Origin of the sequence: Enterobacter sp. BIDMC109, assembly GCF_001037885.1 — a bacterium.
Taxonomy (GTDB): Bacteria; Pseudomonadota; Gammaproteobacteria; order Enterobacterales; family Enterobacteriaceae; genus Enterobacter; species Enterobacter hormaechei_C.
On sequence record NZ_KQ090002.1, the window covers coordinates 931,799 to 954,638 of the forward strand.

At 55.6% G+C, this 22,840-nt stretch carries 23 protein-coding genes, 1 tRNA gene and 1 pseudogene; 9 read left to right on the forward strand and 16 right to left on the reverse strand.

The window, feature by feature from the left end; translation table 11 throughout:
- Positions 1–17: 17 nt before the first annotated feature.
- The 6 genes from SK62_RS04480 to SK62_RS04505 all read left to right on the forward strand — a co-directional run bounded on the left by SK62_RS04480 (position 18) and on the right by SK62_RS04505 (position 4,326).
- Positions 18–94: transfer RNA gene (locus tag SK62_RS04480), tRNA-Arg, on the forward strand.
- 126 nt (positions 95–220) lie between these two features.
- Positions 221–787, forward strand: coding sequence for a fructose-1-phosphate/6-phosphogluconate phosphatase (gene yqaB, locus SK62_RS04485; protein WP_015571665.1), 567 nt, complete (start codon positions 221–223; stop codon positions 785–787).
- Entirely contained in the window at positions 784–1,212 is a 429-nt protein-coding gene (locus SK62_RS04490) for a YqaA family protein (RefSeq protein ID WP_017692791.1), read from the forward strand. Before yqaB ends, SK62_RS04490 begins: the two co-directional genes overlap by 4 nt.
- 83 nt (positions 1,213–1,295) lie before the next feature.
- Positions 1,296–2,840 carry a glutamate--cysteine ligase gene (gshA, locus tag SK62_RS04495; protein ID WP_045331244.1) on the forward strand — a complete coding sequence of 515 codons (1,545 nt, stop codon included), beginning with the start codon at positions 1,296–1,298 and terminating at the stop codon, positions 2,838–2,840.
- A 152-nt stretch (positions 2,841–2,992) separates the two neighbouring features.
- Positions 2,993–3,508: an S-ribosylhomocysteine lyase gene (gene luxS / locus SK62_RS04500; RefSeq protein WP_017382778.1), complete on the forward strand. Its 516-nt coding sequence runs from the start codon at positions 2,993–2,995 to the stop codon at positions 3,506–3,508.
- Between the two features lie 53 nt (positions 3,509–3,561).
- Positions 3,562–4,326, forward strand: a complete 765-nt coding sequence (locus SK62_RS04505) for an AraC family transcriptional regulator (RefSeq protein ID WP_003862181.1) — start codon at positions 3,562–3,564, stop codon at positions 4,324–4,326.
- Here the strand turns inward: SK62_RS04505 and leuA are convergent.
- The 13 genes from leuA to SK62_RS04570 form a co-directional block, all read right to left on the reverse strand.
- Positions 4,313–5,968, reverse strand: a complete 1,656-nt coding sequence (leuA, locus tag SK62_RS04510; RefSeq protein WP_032649278.1) for a 2-isopropylmalate synthase — start codon at positions 5,966–5,968, stop codon at positions 4,313–4,315. The genes SK62_RS04505 and leuA overlap by 14 nt on opposite strands.
- A gap of 185 nt (positions 5,969–6,153) precedes the next feature.
- Positions 6,154–7,701, reverse strand: a complete 1,548-nt coding sequence (gene emrB / locus SK62_RS04515; protein WP_006811709.1) for a multidrug efflux MFS transporter permease subunit EmrB — start codon at positions 7,699–7,701, stop codon at positions 6,154–6,156.
- A gap of 16 nt (positions 7,702–7,717) precedes the next feature.
- Positions 7,718–8,890, reverse strand: coding sequence for a multidrug efflux MFS transporter periplasmic adaptor subunit EmrA (gene emrA / locus SK62_RS04520; RefSeq protein WP_017382776.1), 1,173 nt, complete (start codon positions 8,888–8,890; stop codon positions 7,718–7,720).
- Positions 8,891–9,020: 130 nt separating this feature from the next.
- Positions 9,021–9,551 carry a multidrug efflux transporter EmrAB transcriptional repressor EmrR gene (gene emrR / locus SK62_RS04525; protein ID WP_017694792.1) on the reverse strand — a complete coding sequence of 177 codons (531 nt, stop codon included), beginning with the start codon at positions 9,549–9,551 and terminating at the stop codon, positions 9,021–9,023.
- Between the two features lie 314 nt (positions 9,552–9,865).
- Positions 9,866–11,050: an MFS transporter gene (locus SK62_RS04530; protein WP_047718541.1), complete on the reverse strand. Its 1,185-nt coding sequence runs from the start codon at positions 11,048–11,050 to the stop codon at positions 9,866–9,868.
- 205 nt (positions 11,051–11,255) lie between these two features.
- A complete protein-coding gene (proX, locus tag SK62_RS22780; protein ID WP_017382774.1) occupies positions 11,256–12,251 on the reverse strand; it encodes a glycine betaine/L-proline ABC transporter substrate-binding protein ProX in 996 nt (331 codons plus the stop codon).
- A 9-nt stretch (positions 12,252–12,260) separates the two neighbouring features.
- Positions 12,261–13,325, reverse strand: a complete 1,065-nt coding sequence (gene proW, locus SK62_RS22785) for a glycine betaine/L-proline ABC transporter permease ProW (protein ID WP_015571659.1) — start codon at positions 13,323–13,325, stop codon at positions 12,261–12,263.
- Entirely contained in the window at positions 13,318–14,520 is a 1,203-nt protein-coding gene (gene proV, locus SK62_RS04545; protein ID WP_047718539.1) for a glycine betaine/L-proline ABC transporter ATP-binding protein ProV, read from the reverse strand. The genes proW and proV overlap by 8 nt, the downstream gene beginning before the upstream one ends.
- Positions 14,521–14,853: 333 nt before the next feature.
- The gene (nrdF, locus tag SK62_RS04550; protein ID WP_017382773.1) at positions 14,854–15,813 is read right to left on the reverse strand and encodes a class 1b ribonucleoside-diphosphate reductase subunit beta; all 960 of its coding nucleotides are present in this window, start codon (positions 15,811–15,813) and stop codon (positions 14,854–14,856) included.
- A 9-nt stretch (positions 15,814–15,822) separates the two neighbouring features.
- Positions 15,823–17,967: a class 1b ribonucleoside-diphosphate reductase subunit alpha gene (gene nrdE, locus SK62_RS04555; RefSeq protein WP_032669334.1), complete on the reverse strand. Its 2,145-nt coding sequence runs from the start codon at positions 17,965–17,967 to the stop codon at positions 15,823–15,825.
- A complete protein-coding gene (gene nrdI / locus SK62_RS04560; RefSeq protein ID WP_015571656.1) occupies positions 17,940–18,350 on the reverse strand; it encodes a class Ib ribonucleoside-diphosphate reductase assembly flavoprotein NrdI in 411 nt (136 codons plus the stop codon). The genes nrdE and nrdI overlap by 28 nt, the downstream gene beginning before the upstream one ends.
- Positions 18,347–18,586 carry a glutaredoxin-like protein NrdH gene (nrdH, locus tag SK62_RS04565; protein ID WP_017382770.1) on the reverse strand — a complete coding sequence of 80 codons (240 nt, stop codon included), beginning with the start codon at positions 18,584–18,586 and terminating at the stop codon, positions 18,347–18,349. Before nrdH ends, nrdI begins: the two co-directional genes overlap by 4 nt.
- A 243-nt stretch (positions 18,587–18,829) precedes the next feature.
- Entirely contained in the window at positions 18,830–19,156 is a 327-nt protein-coding gene (locus SK62_RS04570) for an ElaB/YgaM/YqjD family protein (RefSeq protein WP_017382769.1), read from the reverse strand.
- A gap of 158 nt (positions 19,157–19,314) precedes the next feature.
- Between SK62_RS04570 and SK62_RS04575 the strand changes: the two genes are divergently transcribed.
- A complete protein-coding gene (locus SK62_RS04575) occupies positions 19,315–19,659 on the forward strand; it encodes a DUF2002 family protein (RefSeq protein WP_006811693.1) in 345 nt (114 codons plus the stop codon).
- A gap of 32 nt (positions 19,660–19,691) precedes the next feature.
- Here SK62_RS04575 and alaE read toward each other — a convergent pair whose 3' ends face one another.
- Complete coding sequence (gene alaE, locus SK62_RS04580) at positions 19,692–20,141, reverse strand: L-alanine exporter AlaE (protein ID WP_015571653.1); 450 nt, start codon at positions 20,139–20,141, stop codon at positions 19,692–19,694.
- A 496-nt stretch (positions 20,142–20,637) separates the two neighbouring features.
- Here alaE and stpA point away from each other — a divergent pair, with 496 nt between their 5' ends.
- Positions 20,638–21,042, forward strand: a complete 405-nt coding sequence (stpA, locus tag SK62_RS04585) for a DNA-binding protein StpA (protein WP_022651717.1) — start codon at positions 20,638–20,640, stop codon at positions 21,040–21,042.
- Positions 21,043–21,079: 37 nt separating this feature from the next.
- Here the strand turns inward: stpA and SK62_RS04590 are convergent, their stop codons facing one another.
- A complete protein-coding gene (locus SK62_RS04590) occupies positions 21,080–21,259 on the reverse strand; it encodes a YodC family protein (protein ID WP_015571651.1) in 180 nt (59 codons plus the stop codon).
- A 342-nt stretch (positions 21,260–21,601) separates the two neighbouring features.
- On the opposite strand from SK62_RS04590, the pseudogene SK62_RS04595 reads away from it, so the two are divergent.
- Positions 21,602–21,765: pseudogene (locus tag SK62_RS04595) on the forward strand (YqaE/Pmp3 family membrane protein).
- On the opposite strand, the gene SK62_RS04600 reads toward SK62_RS04595, so the two are convergent.
- Positions 21,762–22,691, reverse strand: a complete 930-nt coding sequence (locus tag SK62_RS04600) for a LysR substrate-binding domain-containing protein (protein ID WP_023295311.1) — start codon at positions 22,689–22,691, stop codon at positions 21,762–21,764. The pseudogene SK62_RS04595 and the gene SK62_RS04600 sit on opposite strands and share 4 nt — an antisense overlap.
- Positions 22,692–22,840 lie beyond the last annotated feature (149 nt).

The following is a 22,840-nucleotide window of genomic DNA, read 5'->3' on the forward strand; positions in this document are numbered from 1 at the left end:
CAGCAGTAAATCCCGATGCATCCGTAGCTCAGCTGGATAGAGTACTCGGCTACGAACCGAGCGGTCGGAGGTTCGAATCCTCCCGGATGCACCATCTCTTCTTGTGATCCCCTTCGATGTTTAGTTCTTAATCACTCTCATTGTTATCACTTCGCAATCAGCGACAAAAATCCCCTTTTACGATAAAGTAATGCTTTGTTAATCGTTTAGCGAGAGCACGATGTACGCACAGTATGACGGTTTGATCTTCGACATGGACGGCACCCTCCTGGATACCGAACCCACGCATCGTCAGGCCTGGACCGAAGTCCTGGGCCGTTACGGTATGCGTTTCGATTTACAGGCGATGATTGCCCTCAATGGATCGCCCACCTGGCGTATCGCACAGGCCGTGATTGAGCTGAATCAGGCCGATCTCGACCCGCATCAGCTCGCGCGTGAAAAAACCGACGCGGTAAAAGCCATACTGTTAGACACCGTGCAGCCTTTACCACTCATTGACGTCGTCAAGGAGTGGCACGGGCGTCGTCCTATGTCTGTCGGTACGGGCAGCGAGAGCGCGATTGCTGAAGCGCTACTCAACCACCTTGGCCTGCGCCACTATTTTTCTGCCGTCGTTGCCGCCGATCATGTTAAACATCACAAACCCGCACCGGATACCTTCCTGCTCTGTGCAGAATTAATGGGTGTTCCACCTGCAAAATGCGTGGTGTTTGAAGATGCTGATTTTGGCATTCAGGCCGCGCGTGATGCCGGAATGGCGGCGGTGGACGTTCGCTTACTGTGAGTGACGCGCTGTCACTCGCTTCATTATTCGCCAGCAGTTTTTTAAGCTCCACCCTCTTACCGGGGAATTCGGAAGTGGTGCTGGTGGCGATGCTGTTGTCCGGCGTAAGTCAGCCCTGGTTGCTGGTCTTAATAGCAACAATGGGTAATAGCCTTGGAGGGCTGACTAACGTTATTCTTGGACGTTTCTTTCCGCTACGCGAAAAATCTCGCTGGCAGGAAAAGGCAGTGGGCTGGCTAAAACGCTATGGCGCTGCCACGCTGTTATTAAGCTGGATGCCTGTAATAGGCGATTTACTGTGTCTGCTGGCGGGATGGATGCGCATTTCCTGGGGACCGGTGCTCTTTTTTTTGTGCCTTGGCAAGGCGTTACGCTATGTTTTACTGGCATGGGTAACACTACAGGGTATGACGTGGTGGCACTAATTGGTGGAATGAATTCGCGACCTTCAATCGTCAACCATTACAATTATGCTGAGTGACAATTTTTTGACAGGCGGGAGGTCAAATTGATCCCGGACGTATCACAGGCGCTGGCCTGGCTGGAAAATCACCCTCAGGCACTGAAGGGTATTCAGCGTGGGCTTGAGCGCGAAACGCTGCGCGTAAATGCGGATGGTAGCTTAGCGACTACGGGACACCCGAAGGCGTTAGGCTCGGCGCTGACACATAAATGGATCACAACCGATTTCGCCGAAGCGCTGCTGGAGTTCATCACGCCAGTAGACGGTGATATTGATCATATGCTGACGATCATGCGCGACGTGCATCGCTTCACCGCCCGCAACCTCGGCGACGAGCGTATGTGGCCGCTCAGCATGCCGTGCTATATCGAGCAGGGGCAGGATATCGAGCTGGCGCAGTACGGCACCTCGAATATTGGTCGGCTGAAAACGCTGTATCGCGAAGGACTGAAAAATCGCTACGGCGCACTGATGCAGACGATCTCTGGCGTGCACTACAACTTTTCGCTGCCGATGGCGTTCTGGCAGGCGAAGTGCGGTGAAACGGATAAAGAAGCGATCTCCGCGGGCTACTTCCGCCTGATCCGCAACTACTACCGTTTTGGCTGGGTTATTCCGTATCTGTTCGGCGCGTCCCCGGCCATCTGTTCATCATTCCTGCAAGGGAAACCGACCACGCTTCCGTTCGAGAAGACCGAATGTGGTATGTATTACCTGCCGTACGCGACCTCCCTGCGCCTGAGCGACCTTGGCTATACCAATAAATCGCAAAGCAATCTCGGAATTACGTTTAACGATCTGCACGAATATGTGGCAGGCTTGAAGCGGGCGATTAAAACCCCGTCTGAAGAGTACGAAAAAATCGGCCTCGAAAAAGACGGCAAGCGCCTGCAAATTAACACCAACGTGTTGCAGATTGAAAATGAACTGTATGCGCCGATTCGTCCGAAGCGCGTGACGCGCAGCGGTGAAACGCCGTCGGATGCGCTACAGCGCGGCGGGATCGAATACATTGAAGTGCGCTCGCTGGATATCAACCCGTTCTCACCGATTGGCGTTGACGAGCAGCAGGTTCGCTTCCTTGACCTGTTTATGGTCTGGTGCGTACTGGCTGATGCGCCGGAAATGAGTTCCGACGAACTGCTGTGTACCCGTGCCAACTGGAATCGCGTGATTCTGGAAGGGCGCAAGCCGGGTCTGACGTTAGGTATTGGCTGTGAAACGGCTCAGTTCCCACTGTCTAAGGTAGGGAAGGATCTGTTCCATGACCTGAAGCGCGTAGCCCAGACGCTGGACAGCGTGTACGGCGGCGAAGCTTACCAGAAGGTCTGCGACGAACTGGTTGAAAGCTTTGATAACCCGGAACTGACATTCTCAGCACGTATTCTGCGTTCTATGATTGAGCAGGGAATTGGTGGCACAGGGCGTTCACTCTCAGCGGAGTACCGTGAGATGCTGATGCAGGAGCCGTTAGAGATCCTGAGCGAAGCGGATTTTGTGACAGAGCGTGATGCGTCCGTTGTGCGTCAGAAAGAGGTCGAAGCGGCGGATACGGAGTCGTTTGAGGCGTTTCTGGCGAAGCAGGCCTGAACCAAAAAGAAAAAGGCCACATCGCTGTGGCCAAAATATACATCTCTGAATTCAGGGATGATGATAACAAATGCGCGTCTTTCATATACTCAGACGCGCATTCTGTAGAAGAGTTCAGTTTATTTTAAAAAAATCACTATCGGAGGTGACGTATGCCGTTATTAGATAGCTTTACTGTCGACCATACCCGTATGGAAGCACCAGCAGTCCGCGTGGCGAAGACCATGAACACGCCGCACGGCGACACGATCACCGTTTTCGACCTGCGCTTCTGCGTGCCCAATAAAGAAGTGATGCCAGAGAAAGGCATTCACACGCTGGAACACCTGTTCGCCGGATTCATGCGCGACCACCTGAACGGCAACGGCGTGGAGATCATCGATATCTCTCCGATGGGCTGCCGCACCGGTTTCTACATGAGCCTGATTGGTCAGCCTGATGAGAAACGCGTCGCGGATGCGTGGAAAGCGGCGATGGAAGACGTGCTGAAGGTGAAAGAGCAGAACCAGATCCCTGAGCTGAACGTTTACCAGTGCGGCACTTACCAGATGCACTCTCTGGAAGAAGCTCAGGAGATTGCCCGTCATATCATCGAACGTGATGTTCGTGTAAACAGCAATGACGAGCTGGCCCTGCCAAAAGAAAAACTTCAGGAACTGCACATTTAGTATCGTGCCTGTGGATGCCCGGTGGCGCTTCGCTGACCGGGCCTACAATCCTGATGACGACAACCACCACCTTCTCCTTTACCCATCGCCCGCTTGTGCCGTTTTCGCATGATTATGCTCATGGCGACAGCGAGCCGTGGCATCAGCACGACTGCGCGCAGCTCCTGCACAGCCTCACCGGCGTCGTGCGGGTCGATACCGCATCCGGCTGCTGGGTGGTGCCGCCCGGTCGCGGCGTCTGGCTACCTGCGGGTACGCAGCACGCCTTGCGCATCACCGGCAACGTTGCTGCCCGCACGCTGTTTATCGACCCGCTGGCGCGCGCCGATCTTCCGGCGACCTGCCAGATCGTGCAGATCTCGCCCCTGCTGCGCGAGCTGATCCTGACCTCCCTTACGCTTCCTGAATCTTACGCACCCGGAAGCCGCGATGAACGTGTTTATGAGCTGATCCTCGATGAAATTCGCCTCATGCCGGTACTGCCGTTTCACCTGCCCGAGCCGGAAAGCGAAGCGCTGCGCCACCTCTGCCAGCAGATCCGAATGGCCCCGGGAGAAAGCTGGAGCAGCGCCCAGGCCGCAGGTATTGTGGGGATGAGCGAACGCACGCTGAACCGTCATTTTCAGCAGCAGACAGGCCTGAGCTACGGCGAGTGGGTGAGAAGGGCGCGACTGCTGGAAGCCTTAGTGCGGCTGGCGCAGGGCCAGCCGGTATTACGCGTGGCGCTGGATCTGGGGTATGGCAGCCACAGCGCCTTTACGGCAATGTTTCGCCGGGTAATGGGTCTCTCACCCAGCGATTACTTCAGGAACGACTGACCGCGTTAAAAAGCGCCTGAATCGACGCGCGTGCCACGTCGCTGTCGATGCCCACGCCCCAGCGGCTGGTCCCATCCTGGAACAGGCAGCGGATATAGGCCACCGAGCGGCTGTCGCTGCGTTCGCCTAACGTATGTTCGTGATAATCCTTGATCACAAACGGTGCGTTGATCCAGCGGCTTAAGCCGTGAGCGGCGGCGGAGAGCAAACCGTTTCCCTGGCCTTCCAGCTGGCGGGTGCCCCCTTGCGTGGCGACGCTTGCCGTCAGCCGCAGCTGGCCGTCCTGCTGGCTGTCGCTGCGGTACGATTGCAGCGCTAATGGCGGGCTCGCCACCAGGCCGTAGCGGGCGCGGAACAGCTGCCAGAGCGCATTCTGCGTCATCTCTTTTCCATGGTTATCCGTTTCCTGCTGCACGTGCTGGCTAAAATCCTGTTGCAGGGCGCGAGGCAATTTCAGGCCGTGGTTTTGCTCAATAAGCCAGGCGCTTCCGCTTTTTCCTGACTGGCTGTTCACGCGGATCACCGCTTCATAGGTACAGCCAATATCCTGCGGGTCGACGGGCAGATAGGGCATCTCCCAGCGTTCGCCAGGCTTACGGGCATCGAAACCTTTCTTGATGGCATCCTGGTGCGAGCCGGAGAAGGCGGTGTAAGCCAGACGACCCGCCCACGGATGGCGCGGATGGACGGGCAGCTGGTTGCAGGTTTCTACCGTTTCAACCACCCGATTCATATCACTGAAATCCAGATTCGGGCTAATGCCCTGGCTGTAGAGGTTCATCGCCAGCGTCACCAGGCAGACGTTGCCCGTGCGCTCACCGTTACCAAACAGGCAGCCCTCCACGCGGTCAGCCCCGGCCATGACGGCCAGCTCTGCGCTGGCGACGCCGGTACCGCGATCGTTATGCGGGTGCACGCTGATACAGACGTCACTGCGGCGGCTGAAGTGGCGGCAGAAATACTCGATCTGGTCGGCATAGACGTTCGGCGTGCTCACTTCGACGGTAGCGGGCAGGTTGACGATCATCGGACGCGCCGCGCACGGCTGCCAGATCTCCGCTACGGCTTCACAAATCTCCAGCGCAAACTCCGGTTCGGTAAAGCAGAAGGTTTCCGGGGAGTACTCGTACTGCCAGCGGGTGTCAGGGTTCTCTTCACACAGCTGACGAATCAGGCGCGTCGCGCGCGTCGCCAGCTCGACGATTTGCGCTTTCTCCATGCCGAATACCAGACGGCGGAACAGCGGGGCGGTGGCGTTATACAGATGGACGGTGGCCTGTTTCGCACCGCGCAGGGAGTCGAAAGTGCGACGGATAAGATCGTCCCGCGCCTGCGTTAACACCTGAATGGTGACGTCATCCGGGATGCGGTTCTCCTCAATAAGCTGACGCACAAAATTGAAGTCCGTCTGCGAGGCGGACGGGAAGGCGACTTCGATTTCTTTAAACCCGCAGCTCAGCAGCAGATCCCAGAATTGCAGCTTGCGCGCGCTGTCCATCGGCTCGGCCAGCGCCTGGTTACCGTCGCGTAAGTCGGTCGAGAGCCAGCGCGGGGCGCGGGTGATAATCTGCTCCGGCCAGCGGCGGTCGGGCAACGAAAGGGTGGGGTAAGGCTGGTATTTGTCGGCGGGTGTGTTCAGCATGGTGCGCTCCTGTTGTCTTTTCACTATCGTGAATCGATTTCAGGCGCGCTGCTTTATCGGAACTGACAATCGCTGTCGCGTTTTGGACAAGGGGGGCGATTGTTGCCCGGTGGCGCTGCGCTTACCGGGCCTACGATCGTAGGCCGGGTAAGGCGTAGCCGCCACCCGGCAACCCGTGCACAGGGCTAGTGCGCCCCACCGCCCCCGCTACCGGCCCCAAACGGTGGTTTGGCAAACCACACCAGCCCCAGCAGGACGATGAAGATCCCCGCCGATATCCAGAAAATCTCGTTTGCCGAGATAATCAGCCCCTGGTTGGTGATCTGCTGGGCAAGCCAGCCGGACGCCTGCTGCTCCGTCATCCCCATCCCCTCAAGCTGGCTATACATCTGCTGAGCGTTAGGGTTGAACGGGTTCACCGCTTCGGTGAGTTGAGCATGGTGCATCGATTCCCGGTTGGTCCACAGCGTGGTGGTGATCGAAGTCCCGATGGAGCCCGCCAGCGTACGGGTGAAGTTCGACAGGCTCGATGCCGCCGCCATCCGCTCAGGCGGTAAGCCGGAAAGCGTAATGGTGGTCAGCGGCATAAAGAAGCACGCTACGGCGAAGCCCTGAATAAACTGCGGCCACGCGGAGGCGCCAAAGTCCATTCCCGGTTCAAACGTATACGCGCGCCAGTAGAAGCACACGGCGTACATGATGAAGCTGAACGTCACCAGCCTGCGCATGTCGAGCTTATGGGCGAAACGGCCAATAATCGGCGACAGCAGAACCGGAATTAACCCCACCGGCGCGGAGGCCAGCCCCGCCCAGGTTGCGGTATAGCCGTACACCTCCTGCAACAGCTGCGGCAGCAGAACAATCGCGCCGAAGTAGAGCATATAGGCGAGACTGATACAGAGGCAGCCGATGGTGAAGTTTCGCGATTTAAACAGCGAGAGGTCGACTATCGGATTATCGTCCGTCAGCTCCCAGACAATCAGGAAGCTGATGGCCACCACGGCGACCACCGTCAGCACAATGATTTCCGTAGAGGCAAACCAGTCCAGCTCTTTGCCGCGGTCGAGCATGATTTGCAGGCTGCCGATGCCGACAACCAGCAGTGCCAGCCCGATGCCGTCGATCCGCCGCTGTTCGGTCCGCGTTTCGCGACCACGCAGAGACTGTAGCGTCATCAGCACCACCAGCGCACCGATGGGCACGTTGATGAAGAAGATCCAGCCCCAGTGATAGTTATCGCTGATATAGCCGCCGAGGATTGGCCCGCAAATTGGGGCGACGATCACCGTCATCGACCACAGCGCGAGCGCGATGGAGCGCTTGGCGGGCGGATAGTTGTTCAGCAGCAAACTCTGCGACAGCGGAATCAACGGCCCGGCGACAATCCCCTGGATGACGCGGAAGAAAATCAGCATCGTCAGGCTGCTGGACATGCCGCAGGCCCAGGAGGCCAGCACGAACAGGATCGTCGACCAGAGGAACAGCTTCACTTCACCGACGCGCTTCGCCAGCCAGCCGGTGATGGGAATGGAGATGGCGTTCGCCACCCCGAACGAGGTAATGACCCAGGTCCCCTGGCTCAGCGATGAGCCAAGGTTCCCGGCGATCGTAGGGATCGCCACGTTTGCGATGGTGGAGTCCAGCACCTGCATGAATGTCGCCAGCGACAGCGCAATGGTCATAATGACCAGCTGCGCCCCCTCCAGCGGTTTTTGCGGCTTTTGCTGTTGCATAACGCTCACCTTCGGCTTAACCGGCGTTTGCCTTCACGATGTCATCGATCAGCTTATTGACCGGATCGAGGCTAATTTCACGGGCGTTACTTTCATAAGCTGGCGTACTGCGCACCTGGCTTGCGAGGATCTGACCGTCGCGGTTGGCGGTATCGACCGTCACCAGCGTGGAAAGGCCAATTCGCAGCGGATGGTCTGCCAGCTGCTTAGGATCCAGCTCGATACGCACAGGCAAGCGCTGTACCACTTTGATCCAGTTGCCGGTGGCGTTCTGTGCAGGCAGCAGGCTGAACGCGCTGCCGGTCCCCATGTCCAGACCGACCACTTTTCCGGTGTACTTGACGTCATCGCCGTAAATATCGCTGACCACGGTCGCGGTCTGGCCGATACGCATATGCGCCAGCTGGGTCTCTTTGAAGTTCGCATCGACCCACAGATTGTTTGCCGGAACGACCGCCATCAGCGGCGTGGTGGTGCTAATCTGCGCCCCTGGCTGTACGGAACGACGGGAAACGTAGCCGGTCATCGGGCTGACGATTTTGGTACGTTGCAGGGCAAGCCATGCGTTACGCACTTCGGTCGCCGCCTGTTTCACCGCTGGCTGGTTTTCCAGAGAGGTACCCAGCACCATCGCCTGATTAGCGTTGTACTGTTGGATCGCCACGTCCAGTTGCGCCTGTGCGCTGGCCACCGCGTCGCGGGCGTGCTGCAACTCTTCACGGCCAATCAGGTTGGCGGTGCCGAGAGGAACACGACGATTGAGGTCGCTCTGCGCCTGAGCCAGGGCCGTTTTCTGCACGTCGATATTGGCCTGAAGCTGCTTGCTGTTGATCATCAGCTGGCGGGTCTGGCGAACGCTGGAGGCCAGCGCCGTCTGTGCTTTTTCAAACGCCTGTTGGGCGTCGGTCGGGTCGAGCGTGACCAGCACATCGCCTTTTTTCACAAAGTCGGTGTTATCAGCCCAGACTTTCGTCACGCTGCCTGACACCTGGGCCATGATTTGAACCTGATTCCCTGCCACGTATGCATCGTCTGTCTCTTCAACATGACGCAAGACTAAAAACCAATAGATCCCATATGCCACGGCAATAATAATAAAGAGCAAGGTCAGCAGAATAAGGGCGCTCTTACGTTTGCCCTTTTTGTTGGCCGGTTGCTGCGGGAGGGTGTTCTCCGCATTTGCGCTCATTGTTGTTCTCCACGATCTTTTTATTTTCACATCGGCTGAGCCGACCTGTTGTCAGAAAGGCCAGCAGTTTCACGTGCTGGCCTGTCAGTTTTTCTTTTTAGCAATCTGGAATGTTGAGCGGATCGTCGCGTTAGCGCAGCGCCTCAAGGATGACGCCGTCTTCATCCATCTGGTCCAGACGGGTGAGCAGCTTGCGAGTAATGTGCTCAAGCTGGTCGCGCTCGGCGGTGCTGAGGGCAGACCAGAGCTGGTGCAGGCAGTTGTGCTGCGGTGGCAGCACTTCGCGCAAGAATTCGTGACCTTTCTCGGTCAGTTGCAGATGCAGGCAGCGGCGATCGTTATCGCTTTCACGGCGTTCAATCCAGCCGCGCTTTTCCAGTTCATCCGCGATACGGGTCGCATTGGTACGGGATGACCCCAGCGCACAGCTCAGTTCCGACGGCTGAATGCTGTGATTTTCCTGAGACTCCAGCGTAATCAACGCCATAAACAACGTCTCGTTAATCCCCTGCGCTTTCAGCATCTTGTTACGATTTTCCAGCAGCTTACCCTGCATGTGCATGCACAGGCGGGTCAGCAGGATTTCCTGATACGGGAAGTCCTCATGACGACTGGCGCGGAACTTAAGCATTTGTTCAATGGGCGTAAACGAACTATCCATTTTGGGCATAACCTCATTAATTACAGCCGATATAGTAACGACAGTGACAAATAATGTAAATGAATTATTTGTGCGGTTATATCCGCCAAACGTATGTCACCATCAGAAAGCGCCGGGTAAATCCGTGACCCGGTGAGCACAGAGAGCGTGGGGTGTGTACCCGCGAAAGAGGGGATGTGAGGACAGGGGTCTGAACTATTCATGCCGGTAGTAAATATGTCACCCACAGTAAAATTTCTGGGATAAATGATTACCGTTACCTTAACAGATGCAGGCCCCCTTTACACCCCAGGGGGCCCAAAGCAATGTAAAACTTAGTGAATTGCTTCCTGACGGTGATAGCCGCGCCACCATACCAGCAGATTTATCGCCGCGACGATGGCGCCGATGGCGCACACGCCCGTCCAGCCCGCATGCTGCCAGGCGGAGGCTGAGATGAGCGAACCCGCCGCGCCGCCGATAAAGTAGCTGGTCATGTACCCGGCCGTCAGACGGTTGCGGGCATCCGGCTTAACGCGGTAAATCACGGTCTGGTTGGTGATATGTACACCCTGCACGGTGAGGTCGAGCACCAGAATACCGACAATCAGCGCCAGCACAGATACGTGTCCGTACCAGATGGCCGCCCAGGAGAGCAGGAGTAAAACCAGCCCTGCGGAGGTGGTCATATGAGATTTGCCTTTGTCGGCCAGCCCACCCGCCGGGCGCGCGCCCAGTGCGCCAGCCGCGCCTGCCAGCCCGAACAGGCCAATCACGCCTTCTGAGTAGTTAAACGGCGGCGCGGCGAGCAGAAACGCCATCGACGTCCATAAGATGCTGAAGTTAGCGAAGGTGAGACACCCCAGAATGGCGCGCGTGCGCAGGAGTTTATCCCGGGTAAAGAGGCTGAAAACGGAGGCGAGGAGCTGCGGATAGTTCAGGTGATTTTCCTGCTTCACCCTTGGCAGGCCGCGCCACAGGGCCAGCGCCATGATAACCATCAGCACGCTCGCCACCCAGTAAACGGTGCGCCAGCCGCCGAGGCTCGCCAGCAGCCCGGCAACGGTTCGCGCCAGCAGGATGCCCAGCAGCAGGCCGCTCATGATAGTGCCGACCACTTTGCCGCGTTTTTCCGGGGAAGCCAGCGTCGCGGCGAGGGGAACCAGAATTTGCGCCACCACCGAGAACAGCCCCGTCAGCGCGGTGCCGATAATCATCATCGTTAACGACTGGCTGCTGGCGGTGATCAACATCCCGCCCGCCGCCAGCAGCGTCATGGAGACGATAAGCATCCGGCGCTCAAACATATCGCCTAATGGCACCAGGAACAGCAGCCCGGCCGCATAGCCGAGCTGTGCGGCGGTGACAATAAACCCGGCGGAGCTGGCTGAAAGATCGAAGGCGCGTGCGATGGTGTCGAGCAGTGGTTGTGCGTAATAGTTGCTGGCGACGGCCAGACCCGTTACCACGGACATTAAAAGGATGAGTGCGGGGCTAAGCCCTTGAGTTGTTTTTGTCATTAGTTTCAGGAATCGTGAGTTAAGTGATTATTTTTCCGGAAACATAATAACCAATGATGGTGAATGTTGGGGAATTGTTACGTGGTGGATTGTGCGGTTAAGGTTGGGTGCGGTTTGATCCCCTCACCCCGACCCTCTCCCAGGGGGAGAGGGTGGTCATCGTTCCCTCTTCCCCTGGGAGAGGGTTAGGGTGAGGGAAAATGTTTTACTTCTGCGCCTCAAGCGCCTCTTTCACCCAGCCATCGAACTGCTGCTGGTGGGCTTTGATCCAGCCATCCACGTGGCCTTTGATATCAGCTTCGGATGATTTACCCGCGTGCATCATCGCGTTCTGGGCGTTAATGTCTGCCAGCGGCAGTTTCATCACCGAGAACAGCTTCGCCGCCGCCGGGTTTTTCTCGGCCCAGGCTTTGTTCGCCACAATATGCATGGTGTTCACCGGGAAGCCATAGTTCATGCCGTTTGGCAGTTTGGTGTCGATATCTTTCTGCTCGCCTGGCAGGGAGGAGAAGGGCACCTGCAACCACACCACGTCTTTGCCCGGCTTCAGCACGTCGCTCACCCAGTACGGCGTCCAGGTGTAGTAGATCACCGGCTTGCCTTCTTTAAAGCGGGCGATGGTGTCGGCCATCATCGCAGAGTAATTGCCGTGGCTCACGTCGACGGTCTTCGCCAGATCGAAGGCTTTGTTCTGGTGGTTAATCACCGCTTCACAGCCCCAGCCCGGCGAACAGCCCATCATGTCGGCTTTACCGTCACCGTTGGTATCAAACAGTTTTGCGATCTTCGGATCTTTCAGCTGTTCAATATTGGTGATGTGATATTTATCGGCGGTTTTCTTGTCGATCAGATATCCCTGCGCAGCGCCGGTCACAAAGGTGCCTTCGCGGTAGAATTTCTTGTCACCGCCTGCGGCGGCATACATGTCGTCGTGCAGCGGCTGCCAGTTCACGGCGGTAAAGGTGGCATCACCGGAGGCAATGGAGGTATAGCCCACGTTGTAATCCACTTCGCTGGCGGTATTCACCGTATAGCCCAGTTTCTCCAGCGCACGGCTGACAATCTGGGTCTGGAAGGACTCTTCCGAAATGGTGCTCTGCACCGGCTGCACGGTAATGCCTTTGCCCGGCAGGTCAGCGGCAACTGCGCTGGTGGAGACAAGGGTCGCAAACGCTGTGGCAAAAAGTACGTTATGTCGCATCGTTGTTCCTTATTTTGTAAATGGGCGGGTGAGTAACCCGACAGGGCCGGTGGTGTACCAGCGACGGTTGCCGCGACTACGTGAATCACGACCGACAGCCTGGGTCAGGCGGTCAAGAATGATGGCGAGGATCACAATCCCGACGCCGCCGACGGTCGCCAGCCCCATATCGAGACGGCCAATGCCGCGCAGTACCATCTGACCTAACCCGCCAACGGCAATCATCGAGGCGATCACCACCATCGACAGCGCCAGCATCAGCGTCTGGTTAACACCTGCCATAATGGTCGGCATCGCCAGCGGAAGCTGAACCTTAAACAGCATCTGACGCGGGCTGGCGCCGAACGAGCGCGATGCCTCTATCAGATCCGCAGGCACCTGGTTAATGCCCAGAATGGTCAGGCGAATAATCGGTGGCAGGGCGAAGATAATGGTCACGACCACCCCCGGTACGTTACCGATGCCGAACAGCATCACGATAGGCACCAGATAAACGAACGCTGGCGTGGTCTGCATCGCATCCAGCAGCGGGCGGATAATCTTCGCGGCCCTGGGGCTGCGCGCCAGCCAGATCCCCATCGGCAGGCCGATCACCACGCAGAACAGCAGGGCGGTCAGCACCAGCGCCAGGGTGATCATCGCCTGAGACCACGCGCCAATCGCGCCGATGGCAATCAGGGAGATGAGCGTGGCGATCCCCATACCCGCGCTGCCGAACTGCCATGCGATCAGCGAGAACAGGATAATCGCCACCGGCGCGGGCATGCCCAGCATCAGCTGCTGGAAGCCGTTCAGGATGTAATCCACCGGGATGCGGATCCCCTGGAACACCGGACGGAAGTGGGTAACGACCCAGTCGATCCCCTCCGTTACCCAGCTATCCAGCGGGATCAGCGTCTTGTGGAACGGATCCATAATATTGAAATGCTCTGGGGCAGGCGCTGGTGCGCTGTTGAGCCAGTCTGCCGCGCCGCCGCCATCGGCAGGCGCAGGCGTCGACCCCCACGCATCGGCAGATTGCGCCGCGCTGTCCGCTGCTTCAGTGGTGCCCCATGGGTTTGATTGATCAGCCATTGTTTGTCCCCTCGCGATCTAAAGCCTGTAGCAGCATCCGTTTTGAGATGATGCCAACGTACTGTTGTTCTTCACCGACGACCGGCACGGCGCACGGCGCCTGACCCACGTGAGAGAGCAACTCGCTGAGCGGCGTTTCGGCGTCCACGGCAAGCGGAGCGTCAATCAACGCTGCATCGATTCCCAGGTTTTCGCTCAGGGCGGTTTTCAGAGAGTCGATGGAGACCACGCCGACAAATTTATTGCCGCGTTCAACCAGATAACCGTATTCACGGTCTTCGTCCTGCAACAGCTTCAGCGCGGAGCGCGGGCCAAAACCTGGCGTTTTACGAATAATGCCGTTTGGTGTTCGACGGGCAATATCTTTCGCACTGAATACGTGGCTAATATCCACGCCGCGGAAGAAGGTGCGCACATAATCATTCGCCGGATTATTGAGAATTTCATCCGGTGTGCCGACCTGCACCACTTCACCATTTTGCATAATGGCGATACGGTCGCCAATACGCATGGCTTCATCCAGATCGTGAGAAATAAAAACAATGGTGCGCTGATGTTTGGCCTGTAATTTTACCAGCTCATCCTGCATCTCGGTGCGAATTAAGGGATCGAGCGCCGAGAAGGCTTCGTCCATTAATAAAATGTCCGGATTAATCGCTAATGCACGCGCTAATCCCACACGCTGACGCATACCGCCGGAGAGTTCATCCGGATACGCATGAGCATAATTTTCCAGCCCGACCTGACGCAGTGCATCAAGGGCTTTTTCCTGACGTTCCTGAGCGGGCGTGCCGGCTAACTCCATGCCAAAGGCGGTATTATCGAGTACCGTCATGTGCGGCATCAGTGCAAATGACTGAAACACCATCGCAATTTTCTTTCTGCGCACCTCGCGGAGATCTGCGTCTGATATTCTGGCGATATCCACGCCGTCTATCAGCACCTGTCCGCGGGTGGGTTCAATCAGGCGATTGAGAAGGCGAACCATAGTGGATTTACCCGAACCGGATAATCCCATGATGACAAAAATCTCGCCTTCTTCAATGGCCAGACTGGCGTCTTTAACGCCAAGCGATAGCCCGGTTTTTTCCAGAATTTGCTCTTTCGTAAGGCCTTTCTCAATATATTTGAATGCGCGCTGCGGGTGCTCGCCAAATACTTTATAAAGATTTTTCACTTCTAATTTAATTGCCATGCAATAGAGAGTGTCCTGTTATTTGTTTATGTCGATATGATTACCATGGTAAATAGTTAACTGGCATTACCCTAACATACTCAGAATCTGAGACAACCCTGGACCGGCCTGAGGCCGGAATTTTGCCGCAAGCGAAACGGCTGAATTTCCCATGAATAAAGGGCTGAGGGCGGTTTGAATTTTTCTCAATTTTTTGCTGTTGCATGGGAGAATTTCGCCTGAATCGGTGTGATTCAGGCGAATATGACGGGGAAATTACAGTGTAGTACGTCGTGGAATATTCGGCTGGAAATAATGAAATGCAGAGTTAATTAATGAACGTTAATTCATTCATTAAAAATCCCAGTCCTCGTCTTGCGTTTCCACCGCTTTACCCATCACGTACGACGAGCCGGACCCGGAAAAGAAGTCGTGGTTTTCATCGGCGTTGGGCGACAGCGCCGCGAGGATCGCCGGGTTCACCTCCGCCATTTCTGGTGGGAATAACGCTTCGTAGCCCAGGTTCATCAGCGCCTTGTTGGCGTTATAGCAGAGGAAAGCTTTTACGTCCTCTTCCCAGCCCGTTCCGGCGTACAGCTCTTCGGTATAGCTCAGCTCGTTGTCATACAGATCCATCAGTAAATCGAGGGCAAAACCTTTGAGTTCCTCGCGTTTTTCCGCGCTGACTTTCTCCAGCCCTTTCTGATACTTATAGCCGATGTAATACCCGTGTACCGCTTCATCGCGGATGATGAGGCGAATCAAATCGGCGGTGTTGGTGAGCTTGCCCCGGCTCGACCAGTACATAGGCAGCCAGAAGCCGGAATAGAAGAGGAAAGATTCCAGGAACACGCTGGCGATCTTCTTCTTCAGCGGCTCGTCGGCCCGGTAATATTCCAGCACCAGATCTGCCTTGCGCTGCAATGACGCGCTCTCTTCACTCCAGGCGTAGGCCGCGTCCACGTCTCTGGTCTGGCACAGGGTGGAGAAAATCGAGCTGTAAGAGCGGGCATGCACCGCCTCCATAAAGCTGATATTCGACATTACCGCCTCTTCGTGCGGGGTTAGCGCGTCGCTCATCAGCGCGGGCGCACCCACGGTATTCTGAATGGTGTCCAGCAGCGTCAGGCCGGTAAAGACGCGGATTGTCAGCTGCTGCTCGGCATGGCTCAGGGTTTGCCAGGCCGGAATATCGTTGGAGAGCGGGACCTTTTCCGGCAGCCAGAAGTTGCTGGTCAGGCGGTTCCAGACCTCCAGGTCTTTATCATCCTGAATTTTGTTCCAGTTAACGGCACTTACGCGTGACAGTTTCATCCTTTCTCCTTACAGCGCGCAGGACACGCAGCCTTCAATTTCGGTGCCTTCCAGCGCGAGCTGGCGCAGGCGAATGTAGTACAGCGTTTTGATGCCTTTCTTCCACGCGTAGATCTGCGCTTTGTTGATATCCCGCGTGGTGGCGGTGTCCGGGAAGAAGAGCGTCAGCGACAGCCCCTGATCCACATGTTTAGTCGCCTCGGCGTAGGTATCAATGATCTTTTCCGGGCCAATCTCATAGGCGTCCTGGTACAGCGCCAGATTCTCGTTGGTCATAAACGGGGCAGGGTAGTAGACACGCCCGGTTTTGCCTTCCTTACGGATTTCAATCTTCGACACGATGGGGTGGATGCTCGACGTGGCGTGATTGATATAGGAAATGGAGCCGGTTGGCGGCACCGCCTGAAGGTTCTGGTTATAAATGCCGTAGCGCATCACCTCTTCACGCAGCTGTTGCCACATCTCACGCGTCGGCAGGGTGATGCCAGCGCGGGCAAACAGCGCGCGTACTTTTTCGGTTTTCGGCTGCCAGTCGCCTTCCAGGTACTGGCTGAAATACTCTCCGCTGGCGTAGCGGGACTGCTCAAAGCCTGCGAACCGCTGGTGGCGTTCGCGCGCCAGCATCATCGAGGTATGCAGCGCATGCCATGTGATGGTGTAGAAATAAAGGTTGGTGAAATCCAGCCCTTCCGGGCTTCCGTAGGCGATGCCCTCCCGCGCCAGATAGCCGTGCAGGTTCATCTGCCCAAGGCCGATGGCATGCGACGCGGCGTTGCCCGCCTCAATGGACGGTACGCTGCGGATGTGGCTCATGTCCGATACCGCCGTCAGCCCGCGAATGGCGGTCTCTACCGTGCGGCCAAAATCGGGTGAATCCATGGTATGGGCAATATTTAGCGACCCGAGGTTACAGGAGATATCCTTGCCCACGTCCGCGTAGTCGAGGTTCTCGTCGTAGCTGGACGCGCTGTTGACCTGCAAAATCTCCGAGCACAGATTGCTCATGTTGATGCGCCCGGCAATCGGGTTAGCGCGGTTCACCGTGTCCTCGTACATGATGTACGGATAGCCGGACTCAAACTGAATTTCAGCCAGCGTCTGGAAGAAATCGCGGGCGTTGATGGTTTTTTTGCGAATGCGATCGTCGGCCACCAGCTCGTCGTACAGCTCGCTTATCGCCACGTCGCCAAAGGCTTTGCCGTAAATCCGCTCAACGTCATACGGTGAGAAGAGCGCCATGTCGGCATTCTCTTTAGCCAGCTTAAACGTGATATCCGGGATCACCACGCCAAGCGACAGGGTTTTGATGCGGATCTTTTCGTCGGCGTTTTCACGTTTGGTATCCAGAAAACGCAGAATGTCCGGGTGGTGCGCGTGCAGATAAACCGCGCCCGCGCCCTGACGTGCGCCGAGCTGGTTGGCGTATGAGAAGGCATCTTCCAGCATCTTCATCACCGGGATGACGCCGGAAGACTGGTTTTCGATGCGCTTGATTGGTGCGCCCGCTTCCCGCAGGTTCGAGAGCAGAAACGCCACGCCGCCGCCGCGTTTCGAAAGCTGTAGCGCCGAATTCACCGCACGGCCAATCGACTCCATATTGTCTTCAATACGCAGCAGGAAGCAGGAGACCAGTTCGCCGCGCTGGGCTTTCCCACAGTTAAGGAACGTTGGCGTGGCGGGCTGGAAGCGACCGGAGAGGATCTCCTCCGTGAGTCTTTCGGCCAGCGCTTCATCGCCCTGCGCCAGCGTCAGCGCCACCATCACCACCCGATCTTCAAAGCTTTCTAAATAGCGTTTGCCGTCAAAGGTTTTCAGGGTGTAGCTGGTGTAATACTTCCACGCGCCGAGAAACGTCTGGAAGCGAAAACCGCTGGCGTGCGCCCGTTCAAACAATGCCACCACGAAGGCGCGGTCGTAGCGTGTCAGGACACGCTCTTCGTAATAACCCTCTTTTACCAGCCAGTCGAGACGTTCCTGCTGGCTGCCAAAGACGACGCTGTTCGGGCGTACATGAGCGGCAAAAAAGGCGTCCACCGCCTCATGATCTTTGCCAAACTGAATGCGCCCCTCCCGGTCATAGAGGTTTAGCATGGCGTTTAATGCGTGGTAATCCGGCGTCGCCTGAATCACGCGTTCTGCGGTTGTCGTTGCCAAAATTCGTTCACTCCTTTACGCACGTTCTCTACGTCCTGCTGTGTCCCCATCAGTTCAAAACGATAGAGATACGGCACGCCGCATTTTTGAGAGATGACATCCCCGGCGCGGGCAAAGGCCTCGCCGAAGTTGCGATTGCCTGCGGCGATCACGCCGCGAATCAGCTGCCGGTTATGGGGATCGTTCAGAAAGCGGATCACCTGACGAGGCACAGCCCCTGCGGTGCCGCCACCGCCATAGCTGGGCACCACCAGAATGTAGGGTTCGTCTACCTGAATACGCTCCCGCTCGTTCAGCGGAATGCGTATCGCGGGCAGCCCGAGACGCTCCATAAACCGAAGCGTGTTTTCCGAGCTGCTGGAAAAGTAGACCAGCGTGCTCATGCACTGACGCCCTGAGCGGCAAGGCGGTTGATCATATCCGGACGGAAGCCAGACCAGCTGGTGTCGCCGGCAACGACAACCGGAAGCTGACGAAACCCCTGCGCCCGCAGGGTGTCTGCCGCGTCGGGCACCTGATCAATATTGACCATCTCAAATGCCACGCCGCGGCTCTCCATCGCCCGTTTCGTGGCGTGGCACTGAACACAATCGTTACGAGTGTAAATAATAATGCTCATGATTCGTATTTCCATTTAGAATGAGAGAACGGCGCGAGTAAACGCGTCATGTTGTGTGTGTCTTGCTAAAGGGAATACTAGATGTAGTTGCGATAAGTTTCAACCACACAAGATATGGGAAATACAGATTAATAAGGCCCCAACGATGAGCCTGGCGGGGCAGGGTGGGCTGTGCGGGTTTTTCAGGCTGTCAGGCAAAGAAAAGCCCCGGCGCCTGAGGCGACCGGGGCTGAGAACGCGCGCTTACTTACGCAGGCTAAGTAGGGCGCCGACAAAAATCCCGACCGCCGCGACCGTTCCCAGCGTACAAAGTGGTTTTTCACGTACGAAGGTGGTGGCGCAGCTGGCCATGTCGCAGGCCGCCTGAGTGGTACGTGAGCGGCCATTCATCCTTGCCCGCGTTTCACGCAGCAGAGACTGAGCCTTACGTTTCGCGGCATCTGCTTCGTCCTTCGCGTCAGAGCCCCAGGATTTCAATACGGCTTCCAGCGTGTCCGCTAATTGGCTGACATCGTTACGAATATCCTGTGTGTCGTCATTAATATCGTTTCGGTTCGGTCTGTTAAACATACGATCCTCCATAATTTGTGTTCCCGTTTAGTTTAGTCCAGAAATGTAATATCTGAAGCGAGTCACGGCTTATCGGGCAGTTTATGGAATATTCTGAAAGCCCTGCTAATGCTGAATACTGTAAGGTTGCCGGGCAGGAATGATAATGAGGAAAAGATATGTATTTACGACCCGATGAGGTGGCGCGCGTTCTTGAAAAAGAAGGGTTCACCATGGATGAGGTAACATCAAAAGCGTACGGATATCGCCGTGGTGAGAATTATGTTTACGTCAACCGTGAAGCAAGAATGGGGCGTACTGCTCTCATTATTCACCCGACACTCAAAGACAGAAGCCTGTCATTTGCTGAGCCCGCCTCGGATATTAAAACCTGCGATCATTATCAGCAATTTCCGCTCTATTTAGGCGGCGAGACGCATGAACATTATGGTATTCCGCACGGTTTCAGCTCGCGTATGGCGCTGGAGCGGTTCCTGAAAGGGCTGTTTGGCGACGTACAATAACTCTGCGACTGGCCTGAGCCAGTCGCCTTACCTTACGCTTTTGCCTGGCTATAAGGGCTGACTTTAAACAGGCGGCGGCAGTAGTCAAGAAAGTAACCGTACACCGCACCCATCAGCATGGATACCACGATATTTGAACTTACCGCAGCGGCGATTTGATGCCAGTCTGCGCCCACCGTCAGCAAAATAACCACATACACCGGGGACTGGAACGTTACGTAAGCCAGCACGTCCGCCAGGTTTTTTACCCAACCCGCCGGGCTAATACGCCGGGCTAAACGCATCACTGCATCGCGATACAGGCCGTACGGCCAGGCAATCATGATATTCACCGGAATGGCCACCAGGCGCGACGAGAGGGATTGCTCAAAGGACATTCCCGACAGGAAAATTTCAATCAGCATATTCACGACGGAACAGTAAACGACCATCGCGAACGTATCCGCTACCGCATGGCGCAGGCGAGACTGCGGTGAGAACATGTCTGAACTCCTCGAACAGGACAAAAAAGTGGCGTTTTACCTGCGGCCTTTAGTGCTTTAGGTTGGTTTGCTATGAGTGTATAGCGTATCTCTCTGGCTTTTAACTAACAAGTAGTGATTAATTTTTATTTGCAGTCGCTTTGGCCATAAAACTCTCTAAAGTTGTGCGTTTTTTGCGCGCTTCGTTATTTTCTCTCCCTGTCCATATTTTATTAAAATAAATCAATGGATTAGTTTATCAGTGCGCGTGTAAAACCTCTGTTGTGTGGGAGAGTGGAGGCGGTTTTTTGAACTGTTTTAAACAGGGGTTTTTGGCCTGGGGAAGGGCGGTATATTACGCATTAAAACAGACATATATATCGGGGTTATATTAACGGGATATTCTAAAACATTTACAATAATGTCAAAACGTCAGGGTGGGTAGATATCAGAACCAAAATCAATTATTCTGTTGCCTGATTTATGTTATACACACGAAGAAAGGTTTTTCATTATTATGGCTTTAACGTTACAGAATCTTAATAATATTCGTACCCTCCGGGCGCTGGCACGTGAATTATCCATGGATGTTCTGGAAGAAGTGCTGGAAAAATTCCGGATTGTCACTGAAGAAAAACGCAGCGAGCAGGCTGAATTAGAGCGTCAACGCGCTGAACAGCAGGATAAAATTAATGCTCTGCTGGAACTGATGAAAGCTGACGGTATTTCTCCGAGCGATCTGTTAGGCAGTGATCTGGCGCAGGCGGGTCAGCCGACGAAAAAACGTAAAGCGCGTGCGGCGAAATATCGTTTTATTGACGCGAACGGTGAAGAAAAAACCTGGACCGGCCAGGGGCGTACGCCAAAGCCAATTGCAACCGCACTGGCAAACGGTAAATCGCTGGACGATTTCCTGATCTGATGATTATTCGGGCGGTGTATTCCGCCCGTTTATTGACTTAGCAGACGCCAAAGTCACCGTCTTCGGAGTACAGAACCACGTCCGCCGCTTTCAGGTGATATTTCTCGCCCTGCTCATTGCTGGCCTGCACAGCCACAATGTTTTCACCATTCACTTCGAGCACTTTCAGTTTCGGACCGCCCTGACGCGGTTGGACATAATCACCGACAGAAAACATAGCACCTCCTCATCATTGTCATGATCTTCACCATAGCCCACGTCCGGGGGCGGGGTACAGCCTAATCTTTCAGATACTCCTTATCAGGTACGTCGGTTCCACGGTATCACTTTCAGCAATCAGCGCGTTTGCCTGCTGCGGCGAAATAAGAGGAAGAGACATTGCGTTTCCTTACCGTCAATTTCAGAACAGTAGAGCATTTAAGGCGGGGGTTTAAGCCAGTGTAAAGAGGGTAAAGGCAGGTAAAAGCGCGAGAGACGCATGGCAGTTAACCGTAAACTGGCTACGCTTAGAGAAGTGTCTTTTATAATTTTCAATTGGTTAGCTTGCACGGAGTTTTTTATGGGTTTTTGGCGCGTTGTTTTTACGATTATTCTCCCGCCGCTGGGCGTGCTGCTTGGCAAGGGGCTGGGCTGGGCTGGGCGTTTATTCTGAATATCCTTCTGACCATCCTGGGCTACTTCCCCGGTCTTATCCACGCGTTTTGGGTTCAGACGAAGAGCTAGGTACGCCACAGTAAGTCACTGTAGATCCGGGTCAGCACGCCTTCCGGGCCAAACTGCTGTTTGATCCAGCGCGTGACCTGACCGGTCGCCGCATGCTGCGTGGCGAGCAGCATGCGCGAATCCTGACGTGGATTATTGATCCGCCGCGTTACCAGCAGCCCTTCCTCCACCGCCTCACGCGTCATATATTCCGGTAAAAAGCCAATACCTTCCCCCAGGATCTGACACTGGCATTTCGTGTTGAAGTCCGGCACCAGAATCGCCTCCTGACCGTGAAGCAGCCAGCCCACCTTCTTGTTGATGGTATGCGCGGTGTCCTCGACCATGATATTGGGATACAGACGCAGCTGACTTTCGGAAATGGGCTCCGGGGCGAACGCCAGCGGATGCGTGGGCGCGATGGCAAATACCCAGCGGATCGCCCCTATCTCGGTGTAATCAATGCCGCCGCCGTCCAGCAGCGTATCCGGCGCGCCAATGGCGATATTGGCCTGATTATTAATGATGGAATCCCAGACGCCGTTATACACCTCGGTCGTCACCGTGATCTGGCAGGTGGGAAACTGTTTTTTCAGCACCTGGAGCAAACGCGCGGTATGGCGTGGCGTATACAAAAGCTGGTTTATGCAGATGCGCACCCGCGTCTCAATGCCCTGAGAAATGGTATCAATCCCGCGCTTGATGGCATGAAAGTCATTCAGCAGGTCGGTCGCTTTACGATAAAAATAAAAACCGGATTCGGTCAGCTCAATGCTGCGCGTGTTGCGTACAAACAGCACCACGTCCAGTCCGGTCTCCATGCGTTTGATGGTGTAACTGATGGCGGAGGTGGTCACGCCCAGTTCGGCAGCCGCTTTGCTAAAACTGCCAAAACGTGCCGCGGTGGTGAAGGCCAGCAAATTCTCTTCGGTAAAGATGGAATTCATATTATGGCTCCTGGTGACCATCAGTTTTGAACATATTTTAACGGCGGCGTTACATCATAGTTGATGTCGATCACAGTTCTGGATTTTTACGTAGAGCCGCGCTGTGTAAGGCTTTTTCAGCCATAAGGATAATGCAGCCTGAAGCGCGT

Excerpts from the sequence above, each read along its gene's own strand:
- yqaB (WP_015571665.1), top strand. The coding sequence starts at position 221 with ATGTACGCACAGTATGACGGTTTGATCTTCGACATGGACGGCACCCTC.
- luxS (WP_017382778.1), top strand. The coding sequence starts at position 2,993 with ATGCCGTTATTAGATAGCTTTACTGTCGACCATACCCGTATGGAAGCA.
- SK62_RS04505 (WP_003862181.1), top strand. The coding sequence starts at position 3,562 with ATGACGACAACCACCACCTTCTCCTTTACCCATCGCCCGCTTGTGCCG.
- leuA (WP_032649278.1), bottom strand. The coding sequence starts at position 5,968 with ATGCTGAACACACCCGCCGACAAATACCAGCCTTACCCCACCCTTTCG.
- emrB (WP_006811709.1), bottom strand. The coding sequence starts at position 7,701 with ATGCAACAGCAAAAGCCGCAAAAACCGCTGGAGGGGGCGCAGCTGGTC.
- emrA (WP_017382776.1), bottom strand. The coding sequence starts at position 8,890 with ATGAGCGCAAATGCGGAGAACACCCTCCCGCAGCAACCGGCCAACAAA.
- emrR (WP_017694792.1), bottom strand. The coding sequence starts at position 9,551 with ATGGATAGTTCGTTTACGCCCATTGAACAAATGCTTAAGTTCCGCGCC.
- SK62_RS04530 (WP_047718541.1), bottom strand. The coding sequence starts at position 11,050 with ATGACAAAAACAACTCAAGGGCTTAGCCCCGCACTCATCCTTTTAATG.
- proX (WP_017382774.1), bottom strand. The coding sequence starts at position 12,251 with ATGCGACATAACGTACTTTTTGCCACAGCGTTTGCGACCCTTGTCTCC.
- proW (WP_015571659.1), bottom strand. The coding sequence starts at position 13,325 with ATGGCTGATCAATCAAACCCATGGGGCACCACTGAAGCAGCGGACAGC.
- proV (WP_047718539.1), bottom strand. The coding sequence starts at position 14,520 with ATGGCAATTAAATTAGAAGTGAAAAATCTTTATAAAGTATTTGGCGAG.
- nrdF (WP_017382773.1), bottom strand. The coding sequence starts at position 15,813 with ATGAAACTGTCACGCGTAAGTGCCGTTAACTGGAACAAAATTCAGGAT.
- nrdI (WP_015571656.1), bottom strand. The coding sequence starts at position 18,350 with ATGAGCACGCTGGTCTACTTTTCCAGCAGCTCGGAAAACACGCTTCGG.
- nrdH (WP_017382770.1), bottom strand. The coding sequence starts at position 18,586 with ATGAGCATTATTATTTACACTCGTAACGATTGTGTTCAGTGCCACGCC.
- SK62_RS04570 (WP_017382769.1), bottom strand. The coding sequence starts at position 19,156 with ATGTTTAACAGACCGAACCGAAACGATATTAATGACGACACACAGGAT.
- SK62_RS04575 (WP_006811693.1), top strand. The coding sequence starts at position 19,315 with ATGTATTTACGACCCGATGAGGTGGCGCGCGTTCTTGAAAAAGAAGGG.
- alaE (WP_015571653.1), bottom strand. The coding sequence starts at position 20,141 with ATGTTCTCACCGCAGTCTCGCCTGCGCCATGCGGTAGCGGATACGTTC.
- stpA (WP_022651717.1), top strand. The coding sequence starts at position 20,638 with ATGGCTTTAACGTTACAGAATCTTAATAATATTCGTACCCTCCGGGCG.
- SK62_RS04590 (WP_015571651.1), bottom strand. The coding sequence starts at position 21,259 with ATGTTTTCTGTCGGTGATTATGTCCAACCGCGTCAGGGCGGTCCGAAA.
- SK62_RS04600 (WP_023295311.1), bottom strand. The coding sequence starts at position 22,691 with ATGAATTCCATCTTTACCGAAGAGAATTTGCTGGCCTTCACCACCGCG.